The organism is Mesorhizobium sp. M5C.F.Ca.IN.020.32.2.1, assembly GCF_004023105.1.
In the GTDB taxonomy this organism is placed as follows: Bacteria; Pseudomonadota; Alphaproteobacteria; order Rhizobiales; family Rhizobiaceae; genus Mesorhizobium; species Mesorhizobium wenxiniae.
Genome location: NZ_RZSX01000012.1, coordinates 1 through 19,739, shown reverse-complemented (window position 1 = coordinate 19,739; position 19,739 = coordinate 1). Strand labels below are relative to the sequence as shown.

The 19,739-nt window shown below is 61.7% G+C and carries 16 protein-coding genes and 3 pseudogenes; 8 read left to right on the top strand and 11 right to left on the bottom strand.

What is annotated here, in order from left to right:
• Together EOA86_RS01340 and EOA86_RS01335 are read right to left on the bottom strand one after the other, a co-directional pair.
• Positions 1-873, bottom strand: an 873-nt coding sequence (locus EOA86_RS01340; protein WP_128340501.1) for a PAS domain-containing protein, incomplete at its 3' end; no start/stop codon positions are given.
• A 115-nt stretch (positions 874-988) separates the two neighbouring features.
• Entirely contained in the window at positions 989-1,627 is a 639-nt protein-coding gene (locus EOA86_RS01335; RefSeq protein WP_127208273.1) for a response regulator transcription factor, read from the bottom strand.
• Between the two features lie 802 nt (positions 1,628-2,429).
• Here EOA86_RS01335 and EOA86_RS01330 point away from each other — a divergent pair.
• Both EOA86_RS01330 and EOA86_RS01325 read left to right on the top strand, forming a co-directional pair.
• A complete protein-coding gene (locus EOA86_RS01330) occupies positions 2,430-3,524 on the top strand; it encodes a patatin-like phospholipase family protein (RefSeq protein WP_245497073.1) in 1,095 nt (364 codons plus the stop codon).
• Between the two features lie 263 nt (positions 3,525-3,787).
• Positions 3,788-4,150 (top strand): SPW repeat protein, encoded by a 363-nt coding sequence (locus tag EOA86_RS01325; RefSeq protein WP_128340499.1) that lies wholly within the window; start codon positions 3,788-3,790, stop codon positions 4,148-4,150.
• A gap of 342 nt (positions 4,151-4,492) precedes the next feature.
• Here EOA86_RS01325 and EOA86_RS01320 read toward each other — a convergent pair whose 3' ends face one another.
• Entirely contained in the window at positions 4,493-5,116 is a 624-nt protein-coding gene (locus tag EOA86_RS01320; RefSeq protein WP_128340498.1) for a TetR/AcrR family transcriptional regulator, read from the bottom strand.
• Between the two features lie 81 nt (positions 5,117-5,197).
• On the opposite strand from EOA86_RS01320, the gene EOA86_RS01315 reads away from it, so the two are divergent.
• Both EOA86_RS01315 and EOA86_RS01310 read left to right on the top strand, forming a co-directional pair.
• Complete coding sequence (locus EOA86_RS01315; protein WP_128340497.1) at positions 5,198-6,229, top strand: HlyD family secretion protein; 1,032 nt, start codon at positions 5,198-5,200, stop codon at positions 6,227-6,229.
• Positions 6,226-7,947, top strand: a complete 1,722-nt coding sequence (locus EOA86_RS01310; protein ID WP_128340496.1) for an MFS transporter — start codon at positions 6,226-6,228, stop codon at positions 7,945-7,947. The genes EOA86_RS01315 and EOA86_RS01310 overlap by 4 nt, the downstream gene beginning before the upstream one ends.
• Before the next feature lie 381 nt (positions 7,948-8,328).
• Here the strand turns inward: EOA86_RS01310 and EOA86_RS01305 are convergent, their stop codons facing one another.
• Entirely contained in the window at positions 8,329-8,850 is a 522-nt protein-coding gene (locus tag EOA86_RS01305) for a carboxymuconolactone decarboxylase family protein (protein WP_128340495.1), read from the bottom strand.
• Between the two features lie 272 nt (positions 8,851-9,122).
• On the opposite strand from EOA86_RS01305, the gene EOA86_RS01300 reads away from it, so the two are divergent.
• The 4 genes from EOA86_RS01300 to EOA86_RS01285 are packed head-to-tail and all read left to right on the top strand — an operon-like array spanning position 9,123 to position 14,053.
• Positions 9,123-12,341, top strand: coding sequence for an MASE1 domain-containing protein (locus tag EOA86_RS01300; protein ID WP_127208280.1), 3,219 nt, complete (start codon positions 9,123-9,125; stop codon positions 12,339-12,341).
• Positions 12,338-12,985 carry a response regulator gene (locus EOA86_RS01295; protein ID WP_128340502.1) on the top strand — a complete coding sequence of 216 codons (648 nt, stop codon included), beginning with the start codon at positions 12,338-12,340 and terminating at the stop codon, positions 12,983-12,985. The genes EOA86_RS01300 and EOA86_RS01295 overlap by 4 nt, the downstream gene beginning before the upstream one ends.
• A complete protein-coding gene (locus tag EOA86_RS01290) occupies positions 12,982-13,371 on the top strand; it encodes a response regulator (protein ID WP_127208281.1) in 390 nt (129 codons plus the stop codon). The genes EOA86_RS01295 and EOA86_RS01290 overlap by 4 nt, the downstream gene beginning before the upstream one ends.
• On the top strand, positions 13,361-14,053 hold the full coding sequence (locus EOA86_RS01285) for a response regulator transcription factor (protein WP_128340494.1): 693 nt from the start codon (positions 13,361-13,363) through the stop codon (positions 14,051-14,053). Before EOA86_RS01290 ends, EOA86_RS01285 begins: the two co-directional genes overlap by 11 nt.
• Positions 14,054-14,914: 861 nt before the next feature.
• On the opposite strand, the gene EOA86_RS39865 is transcribed toward EOA86_RS01285, so the two are convergent.
• From EOA86_RS39865 to EOA86_RS01255, 7 genes and pseudogenes are all read right to left on the bottom strand, one after another.
• A complete protein-coding gene (locus EOA86_RS39865; RefSeq protein WP_245485579.1) occupies positions 14,915-15,103 on the bottom strand; it encodes a hypothetical protein in 189 nt (62 codons plus the stop codon).
• 92 nt (positions 15,104-15,195) lie between these two features.
• Positions 15,196-15,618: a cupin domain-containing protein gene (locus EOA86_RS01275; RefSeq protein WP_127208283.1), complete on the bottom strand. Its 423-nt coding sequence runs from the start codon at positions 15,616-15,618 to the stop codon at positions 15,196-15,198.
• A 97-nt stretch (positions 15,619-15,715) separates the two neighbouring features.
• On the bottom strand, positions 15,716-16,552 hold the full coding sequence (locus EOA86_RS01270; protein WP_127208284.1) for an alpha/beta hydrolase: 837 nt from the start codon (positions 16,550-16,552) through the stop codon (positions 15,716-15,718).
• Between the two features lie 431 nt (positions 16,553-16,983).
• Positions 16,984-17,490, bottom strand: a pseudogene (locus EOA86_RS01265) (SDR family oxidoreductase); the annotation flags it as partial.
• 334 nt (positions 17,491-17,824) lie between these two features.
• A pseudogene (locus tag EOA86_RS39860) lies at positions 17,825-17,920 on the bottom strand (NmrA family transcriptional regulator); the annotation flags it as partial.
• A gap of 60 nt (positions 17,921-17,980) precedes the next feature.
• Positions 17,981-18,148: a hypothetical protein gene (locus tag EOA86_RS38375; protein WP_164891519.1), complete on the bottom strand. Its 168-nt coding sequence runs from the start codon at positions 18,146-18,148 to the stop codon at positions 17,981-17,983.
• Positions 18,149-18,681: 533 nt separating this feature from the next.
• Positions 18,682-19,579, bottom strand: a pseudogene (locus tag EOA86_RS01255) (pirin family protein); the annotation flags it as partial.
• Positions 19,580-19,739: the final 160 nt, after the last annotated feature.

The following is a 19,739-nucleotide window of genomic DNA, read 5'->3' as shown; positions in this document are numbered from 1 at the left end:
CTCTACATGCGGGGCGAATTGCCGCGTGCCTCGCGGTTCCTCCTTAGTCGCGTTGATACCCGCCCAATCAACGAACCGTCTGTTGAAATAGTACGGTACTCCTGCAGGCGTCATCAGCCAGATCATGGTGGGAACTGTATCGACCAGCAGGCGCAGTTCGCGCTCACGCTCACGCAACGCAGCTTCAGCCTTCTTCTGATCGTCGATATCCGTCTTGTAGCCATACCAGCCGGTTATCGTTCCGTGCTCATCACGCGAAGCAATCCCGGTGTCGCGAAACCATCGATACGTCCCATCGAACCGACGCACACGATGCTCGTCGGTCACAGGCTCGCCCGTCTGCAAGCTGTGACGCCATCGCGCCATGCTCGCCTCGACATCGTCCGGATGGATAAACTGTGTCCAATGATAATCATCGCCATCCATGATCCGGCGCATCTCATCGGCTGTCACACCAACATACTCGAGCGCCGCAGGATTGACCACGCGAAGGCGGCCATCCGGAGAGGCCGACCATCCGAGGCTCGGAATTTCGGCGATGCTCGGTCCAGTGTCATGGTAGACCCGGTCATAGAAGCTTATGGTCCTGAAAATCGTGATCACGAACCATAGGGCTGACGCCGCGACGACAAATACCGTCAACCGGACCGCGCCGCTTGTGGCCCCCGATTCCAGCGAAAACAGGATCACGGGTGAAAGCAGACCGGCCGCGGCAACGGCCACCAAGCCGGCCTCCCAGCCGAGGCAGATACATATGACCGCCACCGCGACCAGTAGACCGGACGGCTCATTGACGAATAGTGCCAGCAAGACGCTCGAAGCGCCGACCGCCAATGCCACGGCGCGGCGTTGTTTCGTCGACACCAGATTCATTTGAGACCTCTCGAGACGGCCTCTACGTCCCACTCCCTGTCGCGGCCGTTACCCACGTCAGCTACGAAGCCCTGCGTCTGATTGTCCACCTGTCCTCTCCCGCAACCGAACGCGCTCAGCGGATATCGGCTGGAAGCGACTGCCAAATATTGAAGAGATGGGAGATAGACCTTGCGTTCATCTTCTTCGTCATGTTGCTCCGATGGAGCTTCACGGTGATCTCACTGATGCCGAGATCGGATGCGATCTGCTTGTTCATCGCACCTGAGACCACAAGCCTCAGCACTTCCCGCTCGCGGGGCGTAAGGGTTTCATAAAGGGTCGCGTTCTTGCGCGATACGGTCGATGCTGCTCTTCGCGCGACGTCGTTGGCGATAGCGGTGGACACTGCGTCAAGGAACGTCTGGTCGCGCACCGGCTTGGTCAGAAAATCCACTGCCCCCGCCTTCATCGCCTGGACACTCATGGCGATGTCGCCATGACCCGTCAAGAACACGATAGGCGTCAGTATGCCTTTGGTTGCAAGGAGATTCTGAAGATCGAGGCCGCTCAGACCCGGCATTCGCACATCGAGAACAAGGCAGCCCGGGCGGTCCGGCAGTTTTGCATCCAGCAGTTCCTGGCCCGAAGAAAACGACATCGTGTCGATGCCGACCGAATTCAGCAACTCCTCCAACGCGTCGCGGACCGTTGCGTCATCATCGACCAGAATTGTTACGGGACTGTCTGCGATTCCTGAAATTGCCGCGCCCATGACTCTCGCCTCGGGGAGATATGCTGAACACGAATTGGCCGCGTACACGCAGTCAGTATCAGCCGCGCTTCTGTCACACGTCAACCAGGACCTGCGCCTCACGCGAGGCCGCCGGAACTCGTCGATAGTCAGCTAGCCCGCCAATTCGTAGTCTCTACGTCAAGTCTTGCGTACCTGTATGGCGGCGGGCAACGCAACACTACCAAGGGTGATCGGACCTAGCGATTTGAATGGCTGACCTAGACCTCGGTATAGCTGTGTGGACCGTCGGTTCCGGCCCCTATGCATTCACTTCGAAGCCGGACATTTCCATTGCCGTGATCGGCTGCTGCTGCGCCAGAAGCCGCTGTACAGTGACTATCCGTCTCACGCGCACGGAGGCATCGTTACAGCGGATAGAACTGCGATCTCCCGACGTCACTGCAACAGACGACCTATACCGCGGTATTGCCCGCCATCATCCTTGAATCAATCGACTACAACCGCGCTTTCCACATATCCTGCTCCATGCGGCTCATTACCGACGTCGTCTCGCCGAGCGATGGGCACGCCATGCGCTACGTTGGGCATGTCGCACTGCCGGCGTCATGGCCTGCTGATGACGATCGAGTCTCATCACCGGAAGCCACGCGTTCGACCGAGACTTCAGAGATCCGAGGCATCAGGCGAAGCGAACTTGCTCCGGCGTTCACGAAGCCAAGCACGTTGGAGATTCAGTTTGCGCCCTTTGAAATTATCGGTGCTCGTTGGGCTGGCAGCACTGGTCGCGACATTCGTATGGTTCCGGGGTTGCGACACTCGGATCGCCGCCACGGACATACCCCTTGACGCAGCGGAAGCAGAGAAGGCTTCGATCGCCGGCTATGGCGAGATCAGGATATATCGGGACGCTCGGATCGCCGCAGGAGATTTGCGCGACTGGACGCCGGCAACCGACCCGGATGGCCTCGATGTCCTCATGATCTCCGGCGGCGGTGGTGGAGGCGCCTTCGGCGTCGGCGTGCTTTCGGCGTGGAGCGAGACCGGGACCCGCCCGCAATTTGATGTAGTCACCGGCGTAAGCACTGGCGCCCTGATCGCGCCATTCGCGTTCCTCGGATCGGCTCATGACGGCACGCTGGTGCATCTCTTTACAAGCGGCGTCGCCGACGATCTTGTCGCAACCAAATTTCCCGTGGGCTTGATCGGATCGAGCTTACTGAGATCCACGCCAATGAGGCGGATGGTCGAGGAGTTCATCACACAAGCGGTCCTGCAGCAGGTTGCAGCCGAGCATCGCAAAGGCCGCCGCCTCCTGGTCCTCACGACGAATCTCGACACCCAGCGGGCGGTCGTGTGGAACATGGGCGCCATCGCCAACAGCGGCCGATTGGACGCGCTGAAGCTGTTTCAGGACGTTATGGCCGCTTCGGCGAGCATTCCGGGCGTTTATCCGGCGGTCATGATCGAAGCCGAGTCAGGAGGGCGTCGCTTCCAGGAAATGCATTCCGATGGAGGGTCGACGTCGCAAGTCCTGATACTTCCGCAGGCAATTCTGGCAAGCACGAACCCTCTCGTGCCGGCGAAACGTCAGAGTGTCGATTTCCATGTGATCGTAAACAACGCGCTCATACCTGAATTCGCCACCACGCGGAATAGAACGTTGTCCGTGATCGCAAGAGCGTATTCCATCCTCCTCAAGTCACAGACACAGAGCGAACTGGCTATCCTCTACAACTATGCCAAACTGACCGGGGCACGTTTCCACCTTGCGACCATTGACGCTCAAGTTCCCTATTCGATGCTTGATCCTTACAACGCCAGCTATATGCAAGCTGTCTATGACCTCGGATACGCCGGGTTGGCGGCTGGCACTCTTTGGAAAGACAGCCCTGAATTCGCCGACAGGCGCCTGTGATCGGCATCCTCAACGTCAGGCTCTTCTCCGGCAGGAGCATGTCCGACAGTAAGAAGGCGGATTTCCTACGCCCAGGAACGCTGTGACCCCAAGCGCTTCGATATTCTCCGCCAGCACCGCGCTCAGCTGCACTAGACCTTAGCATCGCCCGACAGATGCCTGCGTAGAATAGGCTGCTGCGCGGGACCGCGTCATTCTCCTCGCATTGGCCGCCCCCGACATCGATGGCGTGGTGCGGAGCCGGACTGGAGAAGGAGACGAAGATGACAAATGAAGTACCGAGCAAGGGGTTGGAGTGGACCAACCTCGTTCTGGGCGCAGGTCTGGCCTGCGCTGCCTTAGCATTCACCGAGACGCCCGCCGCGGCTTGGAACGCGGGGATCGTCGGCGCGCTAATTGCCTGCTGCTCCGCCGTGGCGCTCTACCGCTACGGAGCATGGACGGAGTGGTCCAATCTCGGCTTGGGGTGCTGGGGCGTAGCCGCTCCGTTCCTGCTCGGCTTCGGATCGGCGCAGGCTGCGACGTGGACGCACGTCTTGGTTGGGCTTTGCGTCGCGACGATCGCCATCATCCAGCTTTCGAGCGGCCGCAAGGCGCAGATGCTTTCCAGGTCCGACGTCAGATAATTTCATGGAAGGCCAGGCACCAGGGGACGGGCGCGCGCCGAACTGTTTCCGCGACCGTCCCCTGGGATGCTTCGGCGAGTTGCGCGTGAAAACCCGCGCCGCAAGCCCGAACCGGCAAGAGAACAGATCATGGACCCCGTGAATTCCGAACCAACACTCGAAGAGATGCTTGACGATCCTATCGTCCAGCATCTGATGCGGCGCGACAGCGTCTGCGCCGACGATGTGAGGCGGATCGTTCATGAGGCCCGTGAGGCATTTCGGCGTCGAGGCCTGCTCGAACGGGGCACGCCGCTCGACTTTTCGCCAAACGGCCCGATGCTGACGGCAACGATTGCCCTTCTACTTCCGGCTGCGTCGAACGCCGTTCAGGAAGATTTCCACAGCACAAGCAACCGCCTCCCGTGCTTCTTCGTCCGACGGCGGGGGCCGGAGCCCGAGAACGACCTGCAGATGCAGGTTGTCGCGGGTCATGCCGACAAAGTGCCCGGCCAGACGCGAGCAATCGTCCGCCTGGATTTCCCCCCGTTCCCTGGCGGCTTCGAGGACCTCGGCGAGCCGGACCGCAGTCCGTCCTGGCCCTTGTTCGTAAAACGACTTCACGAGATCGGGGAAGCGGTTGGCCTCGGTAACGGCAATTCGGTAGATTCCGATCAAGGTGGGAGACATGTAGGCGTCCATGGAATGCCGGCCGAATGCCGTCAGTGTCGCCCGCAGATCGTGGCCTTCTATTTCCTCGATCACCAAGGGCGACAGCAGATTGTCTGCGCTTTCTTTGACGATAGCCGAGAACAGGCCCTCCTTGTTGCCGAACTCATTGTAAATGTTGCGTTTCGATCCGCCGGCGCGTTCGATGATCGCGTCGATGCTCGTCGCGGCGTAGCCTTGTTCGAAAAAGATCTCGGCAGCCGCTTGAAGAAGAGCCTCCCGGCGGCCGTTGCGCCGTATGGTCCTTGCAGCAGCCATTCATCCACTCCAGTCCATCCCTTGACTGGTAACAACCATTACCATAGACGTCAATGGTAACGCTTATTACCGGAGGCCGTCATGCCGCAACATAGCAGGAAAAAGACGATCGGCCTGCTGCTGTGCCTCGCAGCCGTAGTCGTCCTTGGCGCAGGATGGGCTTGGGCCCGTTCGGATGACAGGTCTACCGACAACGCGTACGTCCGGGGGGATGTGACCGGGCTTGCGCCGAAGATCGCGGGCTACGTCACCGCGGTAGAGGTTCGGGACAACCAGGCCGTCCGGGCGGGTGACGTCCTGTTCCGCATCGACGACCGCGACTACCGCGCGCGGCTCGCGCAGGCTGTGGCCAATGTCGAAGCCGCTCAGGCGCGCCTTGGCAACGTCAACGCGGAAGTCCAGCTTCAGCATGCCCTCATCAGGCAGGCCGAGGCCCAGACGCGTTCGGCCGAGGCCGAGCTGAACCTCGCGACCAAGGCGTCCGGCCGCCGCCGCGAGCTTATTCGTACTAACGCCGTAAGCCAGGCCGAGGTCGACGAAAGCGATGCCGCGCGGTCGAGGGCCGAAGCGGCCGTGGCGGCGGCATCGGCAGCACTGGAGGCACAGCGGCAACGCATCGCCGTGCTCGACGCGCAGCGCGAAGCCGCGGTGGCCGCGGTAGCGCAGGCACGGGCCGCGGAGGAACTCGCTCAAATCGACCTCGACAACGCCGTGGTTCGCGCGCCGCTAGACGGCGTCGTCGGCAACCGCCAGGTTCGCATCGGCCGGCTTGTGGCGCCGGGTGCCTCTCTGCTCGATATTGTTCCTGTCAATGATCTGTGGGTCGTGGCGAACTTCAAGGAAACCCAGATCGCACATATCCAGTCCGGTCAACACGTCCGCATCACCATCGATGGCTACCCAAACGAGACGATTGAAGGGATGGTGGACAGCTTTGCGCCCGGCAGTGGGTCTGCCTTCAGTTTGCTCCCCGCAGACAATGCGACAGGAAACTTCGTTCGCGTCGTTCAGCGCGTTCCGGTTAAGATCCGATTTATCGGCAATCCGCTGCCCGGTCGGCTCGTGCCCGGCCTGTCCGCGCGTGTCGAGATTGATCGCGGTAGAGACTCATGACCGCAGTGGTCATCGCCAACCCGGACCGCAACCGACCAGCAACAGGAGCCCTTCTCGTCGCGGGCATAATACTCGCCACTCTGACAGAGGCGATCGCCAGCACGGTCCTGTCGCTCGGGCGCGGCGACATCATCGGCGATACGTATGCAACACCCGATGAGTTCGCCTGGCTGGATGTCGGATATACCGCTCCGAAGCTGATCGGGTTCATGGCCGCGGCCTGGCTGATGAACCGTATGAACCCACGCAGCCTGATCGTCAGCTCGGCCCTGGTCATGGGCACGGCCTGCGCCATTGCCGCCATCACGGCTCGATTGGACCTGCTCGTCCTGCTCCGCGTGATGCAAGGCTTCTCCGGAGGCATCCTGCTCGTCGCGGGGCAGGCGATCATTTTTCTTGCCTATCGGCGACGCCACCAACCGATTCTCCAGGCCCTGTTCGCAATCGGTTCGGTCGTTGCCCCCGCGACGATCGCCCCTGCCCTTCAGGGCTGGTTGCTCGACAGCCAGTCATGGCTGTGGATCTTCTTCAGTGTCGTTCCAGTGTCGCTGGCGGCGGCCGGTTTCCTGCTGCTCGCGGACTGCCCAGCGCCCGTCAAAGTCGCACGCCAACCGTTCGACTGGATCGGCTTCTCGCTCGTCTTCACCACACTCTTCTGCTTCACCTATGTGTTTAGCCAGGGCAGCCGATGGGACTGGTTCGAGGAACCCCGCATCCGGTGGCTGACAGTGATCGGCACGGCCGCGCTGCTGGCGTTTATCGGCCAACAGGCGATGGCCAAAGGCCAGGGCCTGCTGGATTTCACCTTGTTCCAGTCGGAGGATTTCTCCTTCGCGTTCATCGTCAGTTTCGTCGCCGGCGCCGCCTTGTTCGGGAGCGCTTTGCTGATCCCGTCGTTCGCCGTATCCGTCCTTGCATTCACCCCAACCGACGCCGGCCTGCTCCTGTTGCCGAGCGGCGTGCTTTTCATCGGCGCGCTTCTCACCGCTGCTTTCCTCATGCAGATCCGGCGCATTCCTCCGATCGCGACGGTGCCCTTGGGAATCCTGATGATCATGGTCGCGATGTGGATGCTGTCCGGTTCGACCATTGAGAGCGGCGCGGATGACATGATGCCGGCCATCCTGTTGCGTGGCCTCGGCCTCGGCTTCCTGTTCCTGTCGATCACCCTCATCGCCTTCACCAAGCTCAACGACCAGAACCTCGCATCCGGCATAGGCCTCTTCAACACGGGTCGCCAGCTTGGCGGCCTCGTAGGTGTCGCCTGGCTGCAGACGTTGATCGAGAATAACGTCGCCGCGAATGTCGCGGTGCTTGGCGCCAACGTCACGGCTGGCATTCCCGCGGTCAGCGAGCGTCTGGCGACGACGACAACCATGCTCGCGGCAAAAGGAACGGATCCCGTGGCAGCTGGCCGGGCAGCGACGAGCCTGCTGGGCAGAGCGGTCGCCGGTCAGTCCACAGTGATCGCCTTCGACACCGCATTCAACGCAGTCGCGCTGCTGTTCGTGGTTGCCGCGCCCGTGCTGGTCACGATCAAGATCGGCCTCGCCCGATACACGAGAAAGCACCAGTCGTCCCTGGCGCTGAGTGCGGTTCCGATGCCGATAGCGCCGACGCCCGATATGACCCCGAGCTGGCCGTCTCCAAACTTGGCCTCGAGCGTCCCCGTCGACGGGAATCCGAGGCAAGTGGAAGAGGCGCGGTTGCCAGCCTGACAAACGTCGTGGAGAGATTGTCCACCGGTGCTTCGCCGTGGCTGCCACGATCATGGATGCCCGGCCCGTCGCGCGGTGTCGCTGGATTGGCAGTCTGGGCAGGGCCCGAGCGCGACGAGCCGGCGTCGGAACTCGAAACCTGAAGGGCGGGATGGAACAGAGCTGCGACTACCGAGCAGGCAGGGCGAAGTGTCCGGCTAGGCCTGGGTGAGTTCTCGGATTGCTGTGAGATGGAACCAGCAGCAAAGGCGGCGGGAGCCGACCGCCGCGATTCAGCGATACGCATTTGCTTCTCGAAAGGCGCTCTCCCTGGTGGGTCATTGGCCACCGCCAAGGATCAGCGGCGACACGGCGAGAGCCGCGCCGCCGGTCGGTAATCGGTTAATTGAGCCCCGCCCTGTCCAGGCCATACATTGCATCGGCGGAACCCGGCACGGTCTTGGAGCCGACGTTGAGGCGGTTCCACGAGTTGATTACCCTGACAGCGAAGCTGAGGTCGGAAATCTCCTTCTCCGACAGCTGCGTGCGGACGCGGTCATAGATCTCGTCCGGAACGCCCTGGTCCGGCAGCTTGGTCAGGACTTCCGTCCATGCGAGTGCGGCGCGCTCGCGCGGGGTGAACAGGGTCGAATCCCTCCACGCCGCCAAGTGGTAGAGGCGCAGTTCGCGCTCGCCGTGCATCTTGGCCTGCTTGACGTGCATGTCGAGGCAGAAGGAGCAGCCGTTGAGCTGCGAAGCACGAATATCGACAAGATTGAGGATGGACTCCTCGATCGAGCTTGCACGGAGAGCCATGACAACCTCGGTGAACTTCTTCACGAGTTCGGGAGATTGCTTGGCCCAGTTGATGCGAGGTCCATTCTGGGTTCCGGCCTGCGCTTGCGGCTTGGTGGCGACGTTCATGAGTGTCTCCTTGAAGCTGGTTTATCGCCCGCAAATCATGTCGGGATGAACCCAACCGAGCCATCATGCGAGAGGGCATGTCTCCGCTCGACTGGTCTAGGCGGCATCATCCGGAAGACTAGGAACGGCTGGGCTCATGGATTTCCATGAGGTGCAGCCAGGGAATGGCGGGAATAGAGTGGGCCATGAGTTCGCCAGCCCACCTATCGCGGAGACGTGCTACACCCATCGCCGACAATCCCCAGCCCTTCTTTGCCCGGCAGGAGAAGCCGATGATGTCCGTCTGGTCGCAGCGCCCCCAATTCCTGCACCTGGGGCTTTTTTTCGCGGCATATGTACTAGGCTGCGGGTTCGCCCAGGCGCTCGCAATCGTCCCCGGAATAACCGTTTCCATTTGGCCTCCGGGCGGCGTTTTCATCGCGACGCTCATTCTCACCTCTCGTTACAGCTGGCCGTGGTGGATATTGGCGGGCTGCCTGGCGGAGATGGTCGCGCAGCTCGTGTGGTTCCACAGTCCGCTGCCTGCTGGCTTCCTGATCTATGTCGGCAACGCCCTTGGCGCGACTGTCGGCGCAACGCTGGTGAACCGGACATGCGGGCGCCCGGTCCGGCTGGAAGCCTTGCAGGAAGTTCTCGCATTCGTCGTTCTGGGCGCAGGAGTTGCACCCCTGGTAAGCGCGACGGTCGGAAGCGCGACGCTTGCGTGGTTTGGCATAGAATCGCAAACTTTCACGGCGGTATGGCCGCTGTTTTGGATTGGCGACGCCACCGGAATCCTGCTCGTAGCGCCACCGGCGCTGGTCGTGATCCAGTATTGGCGCAGCAAGACCCAACTCCCTCCCGCACAGCGGGTGGAAGCCGGCGTCCTGGGTCTGATCTTCCTGGGAGTTGCCGCGTTTTCCTTGAGCGACGTCTACCTGCCCACCCCCTACATCATCATGCCGCCCCTTCTCTGGGCCGCGGCGCGCTTCGAGTTCAGAGGCGCCGCCGTCGCCTTGACGCTCCTCGCCCTGATCACGATGGCGCTCACGATATCCGGCGACAGCCAGTTTGTCGGCGCTCCCGAGTTCCAGAGACAAAGGCAGGTCATGCTGCAGCTTTTCCTGGCAATCTCGGCATTTTCGGCGCTCATCGTGGCGGCCATATCTCGGCAACGTCAGCTGGCGCTGGTCACCTCGCGCGACCGGGAGCGGGAGCTTTCGCAGCTTGTCGATATGGTTCCAAGCCACGTCTGGCGTCTCGCGCCCGACGGCGAGCCGATTTTCTTCAACAAGCGCATGGTCGAGTTTCTCGGCCTGGACGTGGCGGATTTGGACAAACCGGGCATGAGCCGGCTGGGGGCGGTCATAGAAACCGTCCACCCGGACGACGCGGTAGCGTTCGGGGACACGCTCCGCCAGTGCCTCACCACCGGCGAGGTCTTTGCGATGCGGTATCGCTTGCGTCGTCTCGACGGGACCTACTGCTGGATGTCGAGCCGCGCCGAGCCATTGCGGGATCAGGACGGGCGTATCGCCCAGTGGTACGGCCTCTGTCACGATATAGACGATCAGATGCATGCCGAAGAAGCGCTGCGACGGAGCGAGCAGCAACTCCGGCAGATGATCGATGCCTTGCCGATCCGCGCCTTCAGCACGACCCCCACCGGCGGGCCGGTCCGCTTCAACAAGCGCTACGAGGACTATCTCCGCACGGTGATTCCGGACCTCGATGCTCTCGAAGAGCCACGCATCGCGAGATTGGTGCAGGACCTACTTCATCCCGACGATGCTCCCGAGGTGCAGCGCCGGGTACGGAAATGTTTCGAAACCGGCGACACGTTCGTGATGCGGTATCGTCGGCGCGAGGCGGACGGAGCATATCACTGGGCGGAGGGCCGAATGGAGCCTCTGCGCGATCAGGACGGAGCGATTGTGCAATGGTACGGAATTAATCTCGACATCGATGATGAGATGCGCGCGCTGGCGGCGTTGCGCGAGCGGGAGCGGGAGCTTGCGCTACTTGTCGATGTAGTTCCGGTCGCGATCTCACGTCTAGCGCCCGACGGCGAGCCGACCTTCTTCAACAAGCGCCTGATCGATTTTCTCGGTCTCGACGTACCGGATACGGAAAAGCCGGGCATGAGCCGGCTGGCGGCCGCCATAGCGGCCGTCATCCATCCCGATGAAGCAGTCAAATTTGGGGAAAGACTCAACCACTCCTTCGTCACTGGCGAGCTCTTCTCCTCAAGGTATCGCCTGCGCCGTGCGGACGGCGTGTATCGATGGATGGAAGGCCGCGCGGAGCCGCTGCGGGACCAAAGTGGAGCGATTGTGCAATGGTACGCCGTCGCTCTCGACGTCGACGATGAGATGCGCGCACAGGAAGCCTTGCGCGACCGGGAGCGCGAACTCTCGCATCTTGTGAACATGGTTCCTGCCCATATCAGACGTCTGACGCCGAAAGGCGAGCCGACCTTCTTCAACAAGCGCTTGCTCGACTTCTTCGGCTTGAACGACCTGGCGCAACTGGACAAGCCGGACATGAGCCGACTGGCGGCAACCATACAGACTCTAATCCATCCCGAAGATGCAGCCCGCCTGCTGGAGACGGCCCGCCACTCCTTCGCCACCGGCGAGCCCTACTCCATGAAATATCGTATGCGTCATGCGGATGGCGCGTATCGCTGGATGGACGTCCGCGGGGAACCGGTGCGGGACCAAAGCGGAGCGATCATGCAATGGTATGCCATTTCCATCGACATCGATGGAGAGGTTCGGGCGCAGGAAGAGCTCCGTCTGGCGCAGGAAAGGCTTGCGCGTACGAGCCAGGCAGCCGGCCTTGCCGAGCTCTCGGCATCCATCGCGCATGAGGTGAACCAACCACTTTCCGCGATCGTGGCCAACTCCAGTGCATGCCACCGTTGGCTTTCGGCCGAACCCCCAAATCTCGAGCGCGCGAAGATCACAGCCGAGCGCATCATCCGGGACGCCAACTCGGCAGCGGAGGTCGTCAGCCGGATCCGCGCATTGTTCAGGCAATCCGTGGAGCCGAGGAATCGCACGACGCTCGGTAGCATCATAGCCGAGGCGCTCAATCTCATGGCCGAGGAGGCGGCGCGGCGGCGTGTCCGCATGGATGTCGATGTCGAAAGCGGCCTGCCGCTTGTCGCGCTGGATCGCGTACACATACAACAGGTTCTGGTGAACCTCATTCGCAACGGCATGGATGCGATGGACTCCATTGCAGATGACCGGGTTCTTGGGGTGAGGGCCCGCGGGATGGGCGATGTGGTCCAAACGGAAATCAGCGATCGCGGCGCGGGGGTCGCGTTTCCCGACAAGATATTCGAGCCGTTCATCACGACGAAAGCGAACGGCATGGGCATGGGGCTCGCGATCTGCCGTTCGATCGTCGAGGCTCACGGCGGGCGGTTGTGGGTGGAGACGAACAAGCCGCAAGGAGCGACGTTCATCTTCACACTACCCGTCGAAGCGAAAGCAGCGGCATGACCACGTATGACCATATCGTCTTCATCGTCGACGACGACGCGCGCATCCGGGAGGCGCTGAGCGAACTGTTGGATTCGCACGGCATCCGCGCCGCTGCTTTCGGATCGGCAGGCGAATACATCGGTGCGGATAAACCGGACGTCCCGGCATGCCTCATCCTCGACGTCGAGCTGCCTGACATTAACGGCCTCGATCTGCAGAGGCAGATCGGGAAAGGAGATCATCCGCCGATCGTTTTCATAACAGGGCACGGCGACATCCCGTCCTCCGTCCGGGCGATCAAGCATGGCGCCGTGGATTTTCTCACCAAGCCTTTCAGCGATGCGGATCTCATGGCTGCAATCGAGGTGGCGATCGCCGAGGATCGGGAAAGGAGGTCCGCGCGGGCTGAACTGGGTGTGCTAAAGCGACGTTATCGTGAGCTGACGCCACGCGAACGCGAGGTGCTGCCGCTTGTCGTGAGCGGTCTGCTCAATAAGCAGGCGGCCGCCGAGCTGGGGATCAGCGAAGTCACGCTGGAAATCCATAGAAGGAACGTGATGCAGAAAATGGCGGCGGCGTCGCTCGCCGATCTCGTGCGGATCGCGGAGCGATTGGAGATACCGATCACCCACTCGCGCCGAGCGGGAGTGAACCGGGCATGACCAAGGGAAGACCTGTCGTGGCGGTTGTCGATGACGATCCAAGGCTACTCGAGTCGCTGGAGGATCTGCTGGAGTCTGCCGGCTATGCGGCCCGCAGCTTCTCGTCAGCGCCGGCGTTGCTCATCAGCGGGCTGTCCGGCCTTGACGTGCTCATCACTGACATCGGGATGCCGGGCATGGACGGCTTCGAACTTCGCGGCCTGGTGGAGAAGGAGCGTCCGGAACTGCCGGTTTTCCTGATCACCGGCCGCCACGAGATCGCCGACCAGGACCGGGCACAAGGCGTCAGCGGTTGCTTCCGCAAGCCCTTCGATGCGCAGGTCCTGCTGGGAGCTATCGGCGATGCTTTACGGAAATCGAAAAATGGAGGTGAGCATGAGAGTTGAGCAGCCGCACTTACGGAGATCGGCGCCGTCGTCATCGCAGCGGAGGAGCGACGCCGAGCAGCCACTCGTAATCATTGTGGATGACGATGGGTCTGTTCAGGAGGCGCTGTCCGAATTGATACTCTCCGCCGGCTTCCAGCCTGTCTGCTTCAGCTCCACACGCGAATTGCTCGATGCCGACGTACTGGACAGACCCGGTTGCCTAATCCTCGATGTCCGCATGCCGGGAGCGAGCGGCCTCGACCTGCAGCGTCATCTGTCTCAAACGGGCAATCCCAAGCCGGTCATCTTCCTGACCGGGCATGGCGACATTCCGATGACCGTCCAGGCGATGAAGGCCGGGGCTGTGGATTTTCTCACCAAGCCGGTGCGAGACCAAACGCTGCTTGACGCTGTTATTGCGGGCATTGCGATGGATGCCGCGCGGCGGGCGGAAGCTGCGGTCGTCAAGCGCAATGTCGAACGCTTTGAGACGCTAACGCCACGCGAGCGGGAGGTTCTTTGTCAGGTTGCGCGGGGACGCCTCAACAAGCAGATCGCCTTCGATCTCGGCATCAGTGAGGTGACGGTGAAACTGCACCGCGGCAACGTCATGCGCAAGATGGAGGCTACTTCCATCGGCGAACTGATCCGGGCATGGGAGACGCTGCCCGCGGCGATGCGTGACTTCGGCGCGAACTAGACTCGGCGGAAGCCGATGTCTCGTTCCGCTGGGATCGCCAAGCGCACGGGCCATTCATCGATGGCAGCTTTCAGGAGCGTCCTACAGTCTCGCCACCAGACGGCAAGTTTCGCAACTGCCGACTGGCCTCGCTTCGTGTCGATACTTGCCGGGTTCCCGCGTCTTGGTCCTGCACCAGTTTGCGGATGAGATCGCCAGCGGAAGCGCCATGGAGGCTTGGACATTCAAGGCTCGGGATACAGTCTGAGGACGTCAAGAATGCCGATGTATCGTTGATATTCGTCGTCGAAGGACGGCAACGCTGTCCTGGACACGTTCCGATGGATTTGCATGACGTCGACGGTGGGAGGGGGTGCCGTTGTGGAAGGGGGTGCCGCCAATGTTATCCGCGGGATGATGGACGGGACCGTGAAGATCAGGCCGGCTCCGATTCCCAAGGGTATCGAGATCAGGGTGGGTCTATTCCTCATTCGTACTCTCCGCGTTTTGGCTTCGTGGCTCGAGTCTGGATGCCGAGATCTATTTGCCAGGTGCGGAAATTTTACTTATAAAACTCCTTGATTTCGATAGTTTATAAATATATACCGACTAATACTAAAGATTGTATTGGCGCGGTAAGTATCAGCCAGATTTTGCCAAAGCATTGGAATTTGCATCAGGTATAGTCGGCGCTGCCGGCGTGGACTCGCCGTAGCCACCTGACCTTCGGAGGGCAGGCCATCAATTGGGGCCCAGGCCCTCCGTCGACGGCGATCACCTGGTCGCCCAACGCGATTCCGGATCGGCGAGATGAACGATCCACCTGGCCATGTCGTGGGGAATGCCGCGCCGTTTGAGCGGGAGGCCCCTGATGTTAGGGTGCTATGCGCCGTCCAGAATTGTCGGGCGGCGCCCGGTGACGAGAACCTTCGCACCTTGCACGGCGAAACCTAGCGCCGCGGCGCGGCCGCCGGGCCTGGAAAGCGAAAGCGCGGCCGCTTGCACCGTCGCATTGACGTCGATCACGGCGAGGCGCGGCGATGTGAAGGCATGCAGTTTGTCGATGAGCATTGCCGCCGTCCTTGGTTGCATGCCGTGCCGCCGAGCTCGTCAATGCTTCGGGCGGCGGTTTTCCCGTTCAGCAGGACGATGAAATCCCGATCTTACTCTTCGAAGGGCAGCACGAGCTCCGTGTCGCCGGTGTCGACGACGAACACGGCCAGCAGCCGGGCGGGTTCGGTCGCACTGGCGTTGGCGCTGACGGCATGACGGTCACCGGGAAACTCCGACCAGCTTTCGCCGGCGCGATAGGTGACTTCAGGTCCATCATTCACCTTGCTCTTGATCGCGCCTTCGAGAACCGTGGCGTAGATGAAGGCAGATTTGGGATGGAGGTGCGCGGGCGAGTTGCCGCCTGGCTCATATTCGACGAGCACACCTCTCATGCTCTTGCCGGGCACGTTCGGAAGCGGATGATCATAAACGAGCTTCACGTTCTTGAAAGCGCTAGCCGTATTGTCGGCCAGCGCGGCGGTGGCGATGAACGCGGCGATAGCAGCGGTGCTGTAGAGTATGGTCCTGATCATTTGTCTGGCTCCTGGTGCGGTTGAGATTGGGGGGGATCGCCGGCCGGAGGGGAGGACGGCCGGCGATCGGGCTCTCGCCTGAGGGCACGGCGTGAGCCTAGAACCTAATGAAGGTGAGCAACTCGGCGTTCACCACATCGGCATGGGTGGTACACATTCCGTGCGGAAAGCCCTCATAGATCTTGAGCGTGCCGTTCTTTAGAAGCTTTGCGGATAGCGGCGCGGAACCGGCAATGGGCACGATCTGATCGTCCGTGCCGTGCATGACCAGTGTCGGCACGTCGATGATCTTAAGGTCGTTGGTGAAATCGGTTTCCGAAAAGGCCTTGATGCCGTCAAACTGCGCCTTGGCGCTGCCCATCATGGCCTGCCGCCACCAGTTCTGAATGACGCCCGAAATTGGTTTCGCACCCGGCCGGTTGAAGCTGTAAAAGGGACCGCTCGCGAAATCGAGATAGTATTGTGCCCGGTCGGCGGCGAGTGCCTTGCGCCCTTCGTCGAACACTTCCATCGGCACGCCGCCCGGATTGGCAGGTGTCTTCACCAGGAGGGGCGGAACCGCGCCGATCAGCACGAGCTTCGCAACCCGACCCTGAGGCTGGCCATGCTGCGCGACATAATGAGCGGCTTCGCCGCCCCCGGTGGAGTGACCGATGTGGATGGCATTGCTCAGGTCGAGATGCTCAACCACGGCGGCAGCATCGGCGGCGTAGTGATCCATGTCGTGGCCGTCGCTGACCTGTGTGGAGCGGCCGTGTCCACGCCGGTCATGGGCGATGGTGCGATATCCTTGGCTGACGAAGAAAAGCATCTGCGTGTCCCAGTCGTCGGCGCTGAGCGGCCAGCCATGGTGGAAGACGACCGGTTGGGCGTCCTTCGGACCCCAGTCCTTGTAGTAGATCTCAGTGCCGTCCTGGGTGGTGATGGTGCTCATGTTGCTTGATCCTTGCTGTGAGCTACGCAAGTTAGGCGCTTGGTCGGCTGCCTCTTGCGCGAGCGTTGATTTGGGCGGGCCGGTTGCGACGCTCGCGGGGACGGCGCCGAGGAGAACGGCTCGGCGACTTGCCGGTGGCGCGAAGGGCAGCTCTTCAGAGGGTGCCGTTACGCCGCAACGCCGCTTCGCCGCTGCGGGGCGTGTTCGATCCAGTCTTCGAATGATTTTGAACCGATTCGGGCGCCTACACCGGGGACGAGCGAGGGATTATCCAGCTCGGTGCCGAAGTAGAGCGCATGGGGATCGCCGATCACTTTCCTGGGATCGTTGGCGATCTGAAGAAACCGCGCGACCAGTTCGTTCATGCGGAAAGGCTCGGGCCCGGCGATCTCGATCACCCCGTTGACCGGCGCCGAGAGCGCCACGTCGGTCATGATGTCGGCGACATCTTCGGAGGCGATCGGCTGGAAATACGCGGACGAAACGGTTGCAATGTCGCCCACCGTTCCGCCCTGGGCGATGCCGCCCAGGAACTCGAAGAACTGCGTTGAGTGAACGATGGTGTAAGGGATGCCGGAATCCCGGATCAGCTTTTCCTGGGCCATCTTGGCGCGCATGTAGCCGCTCTTTGGCAGGCGCTCGGCGCCCACGATCGAGAGCGCGATGTGGTGCTTCACGCCGGCCGCCTTTCCCGCAGCAAGCAGGTTTCTGCCGGAGGTCTCGAAGAACTCAAGGACGGCCTTGTCTTCGAACGAGGGCGAATTCGCCAGGTCGATGACGATCTGCGCTCCCGCGAGAGCCTCGGCCAGGCCCTCGCCAGTGATGGTGTTGACGCCTGAGTTCGGCGACGCCGCGATAACGTCATGGCCCTTCTTGCGCAATCTCTCGACGGTCTTCGAGCCGATGAGGCCGGTGCCGCCAATAACCACGATTTTCATAGCATTCTCCTGTTTCTGACTTCGAAAAGATCTGCACGGAACACTTCCGACGGGTCCTCACCGTGCCGGTCCTGCATTCGTCAATGAGAGACAGGCGCCTCGGCGGCTCGCCCGACCGCTAGCCGAAGGGGTCGGCTCAAGCGACACTGTCTTCGCAGCCGCCGCTTGCTTGGCCCCGGACCCCATGACCACCGAGGCGGTGCCGTAGTAGGCCGAGCCAATGATGTCGCCATAGATGGCGCAGGACGGAGGCGGTGTTTTCGAGGAATTCCCGAAGAGGTCTGCCAGCATGGCCGGGATCACGAGGTGCCACTGTTGTGAGCGCACGCCGTTGCGGCAACGCCGCCACGACGTCGTGCCCCTCCTGACGCAACCTCTCGACGGTCGCTGACCGGATGTACCGAGTGCCGCCAATGACCATGATTTTCATGTCGATGTCTCCTGAGGCTTGCACTTGTCGAACGCAGCCCGCGCGAGGCGGCCCGATTCGTCACTGCGCCGATACGGCGGCTAGCTCGATAAGCGAGGCGACCGCGCCGGGATGCGAGACGATCAGCGCCGGCGACCCGTCGACGGCGAGGGGCGCGGCCTGCGGCGTCGCGCCGTCCGACACGCAGAATGCATAAACAAGGACCAGAGCTCTTATGATCTTCTGCACGTTTTTGCTCCTGTGCGGCGGTCGTTCGATGCCCAGGAGAATGCGCCCTCTTGGCGCGCGAAAATATTCGACGCACTGCTCGGTCGGATGATCCGAAGGTCTAGGACCGCTGCACTTCAGGAGTGACCACTCTAGCCGGTCGGCCGAGGGTTAGCTCGGCATATTCGAACGCACCCGGGGTAAGGAGGGGCCGACACAGGAGCTGGGAGGTTTTGGTCGCGCCGCCAACTGGCGTCCAGCTGGTCCACTTCAGCGCCCGCACCGTCTTCGGCGATACCGACGCCTGCAAACTGCACGCGTCGTTGACGCTGTTCTCAGAAGCCAGTTACGACGACTCGACGAGGACACCATGACCCGGATCCGCTCGATGCCGCGGTAATGCGGCATCGGCTGCCGCCGCATACCCTCGAACAGGCGAAGTTCCGTCCACCTCCATGCTTTGTGCGGCGGCCGGCCGGCATGCACGTTCCGCCGTCACCCCCATGTGGCCTGCCCAAGGGCAGATCAGGGCGGCGATCTGCGGCCTGGTCTAGATCCTCCGGCAGGGGCACGAAATCATGCTCTCCGGGCACTCCAGGGAAGCGGCGTTCACGCCAATCGGTCTTGGCCCGCTCGATCCGTTCAGCGGAGGAGGAGACGAAGTTCCAGTAGACGTGCCGCGGTTCGGAAAAGGGCTCGCCTCCCATCAGCATCAGCCGGGCTGAATGAAAGGCCGGCGCCTTAAGCACGATCTCGGCGCCGGGTTCGAGCAGTATCAATTCGGCCTCGCGGAACGAGCCCGTCCGGCCGACGATCTCAACTTCGCCGGCGACGACATACACCGCCCGCTCGTGGTGACCGGGCTTGATCTGGTATCGTGCACCGCTGGTGAGCACGATTTCGGCGAACACCATGTCAGAGAAGGTTTTGACGGGCGAGGTCAATCCGTTCGAGGTTCCTGCGATCAAGGTGAACTCCACGCCCCTGGCACACGTCCTCGGTATCTCCAGTTCATTATAATGGGCAAAATCGGCGGCGACTTCCTCATCCTTGCAAGGAAGGGCGACCCAGGCCTGAATGCCGAAAAAATTGCTGCCGGATGCTAGAGCCTCCAGCGACGTCCGCTCCGAATGGACGATCCCCGAACCGGCCGTCATCCAGCTGACTTCACCGGGGCGAAGGGCCTGCGCCTTACCCAAGACTGTCCCGGTGAACGATCTCCCCGTCGATCAGGTAGGTCACGGCCGCGAGACCGATATGGGGATGCGATCCAGTGTCAAAACCCTGGCCCGTATTGAACACCGCGGGGCCCATCTGTTCGAAGAGGACAAAAGGGCCGACCATTCGTCGATGCTTGGAGGGCAATATGCGCCGTTCCTTGAAACCGCTCCCGTGTTCACTGGACACCGGCAGAACGACGGTGTCTACGACGCCGGCGTGTCGGATGGTCATGGCTTTATTCCTTCTTGTGCGCCCTGTCCGTTGACGTTCAAATGCGCCAGAACGGAACGGCGTGAAAAAACCGTGTGCATGGCTTTGAGCAGCGCAAATTTCGAGCTCGTGTGCAGTTGTCCGGCGATGTCGCTCGGGTCGGAGGACGACATCCTGGCCG

Excerpts from the sequence above, each read along its gene's own strand:
- EOA86_RS01315 (WP_128340497.1), top strand. The coding sequence starts at position 5,198 with ATGCCGCAACATAGCAGGAAAAAGACGATCGGCCTGCTGCTGTGCCTC.
- EOA86_RS01300 (WP_127208280.1), top strand. The coding sequence starts at position 9,123 with ATGATGTCCGTCTGGTCGCAGCGCCCCCAATTCCTGCACCTGGGGCTT.
- EOA86_RS01320 (WP_128340498.1), bottom strand. The coding sequence starts at position 5,116 with ATGGCTGCTGCAAGGACCATACGGCGCAACGGCCGCCGGGAGGCTCTT.
- EOA86_RS01275 (WP_127208283.1), bottom strand. The coding sequence starts at position 15,618 with ATGATCAGGACCATACTCTACAGCACCGCTGCTATCGCCGCGTTCATC.
- EOA86_RS01305 (WP_128340495.1), bottom strand. The coding sequence starts at position 8,850 with ATGAACGTCGCCACCAAGCCGCAAGCGCAGGCCGGAACCCAGAATGGA.
- EOA86_RS01295 (WP_128340502.1), top strand. The coding sequence starts at position 12,338 with ATGACCACGTATGACCATATCGTCTTCATCGTCGACGACGACGCGCGC.
- EOA86_RS01270 (WP_127208284.1), bottom strand. The coding sequence starts at position 16,552 with ATGAGCACCATCACCACCCAGGACGGCACTGAGATCTACTACAAGGAC.
- EOA86_RS39865 (WP_245485579.1), bottom strand. The coding sequence starts at position 15,103 with ATGCTCATCGACAAACTGCATGCCTTCACATCGCCGCGCCTCGCCGTG.
- EOA86_RS01335 (WP_127208273.1), bottom strand. The coding sequence starts at position 1,627 with ATGGGCGCGGCAATTTCAGGAATCGCAGACAGTCCCGTAACAATTCTG.
- EOA86_RS01285 (WP_128340494.1), top strand. The coding sequence starts at position 13,361 with ATGAGAGTTGAGCAGCCGCACTTACGGAGATCGGCGCCGTCGTCATCG.
- EOA86_RS01325 (WP_128340499.1), top strand. The coding sequence starts at position 3,788 with ATGACAAATGAAGTACCGAGCAAGGGGTTGGAGTGGACCAACCTCGTT.
- EOA86_RS01290 (WP_127208281.1), top strand. The coding sequence starts at position 12,982 with ATGACCAAGGGAAGACCTGTCGTGGCGGTTGTCGATGACGATCCAAGG.
- EOA86_RS01310 (WP_128340496.1), top strand. The coding sequence starts at position 6,226 with ATGACCGCAGTGGTCATCGCCAACCCGGACCGCAACCGACCAGCAACA.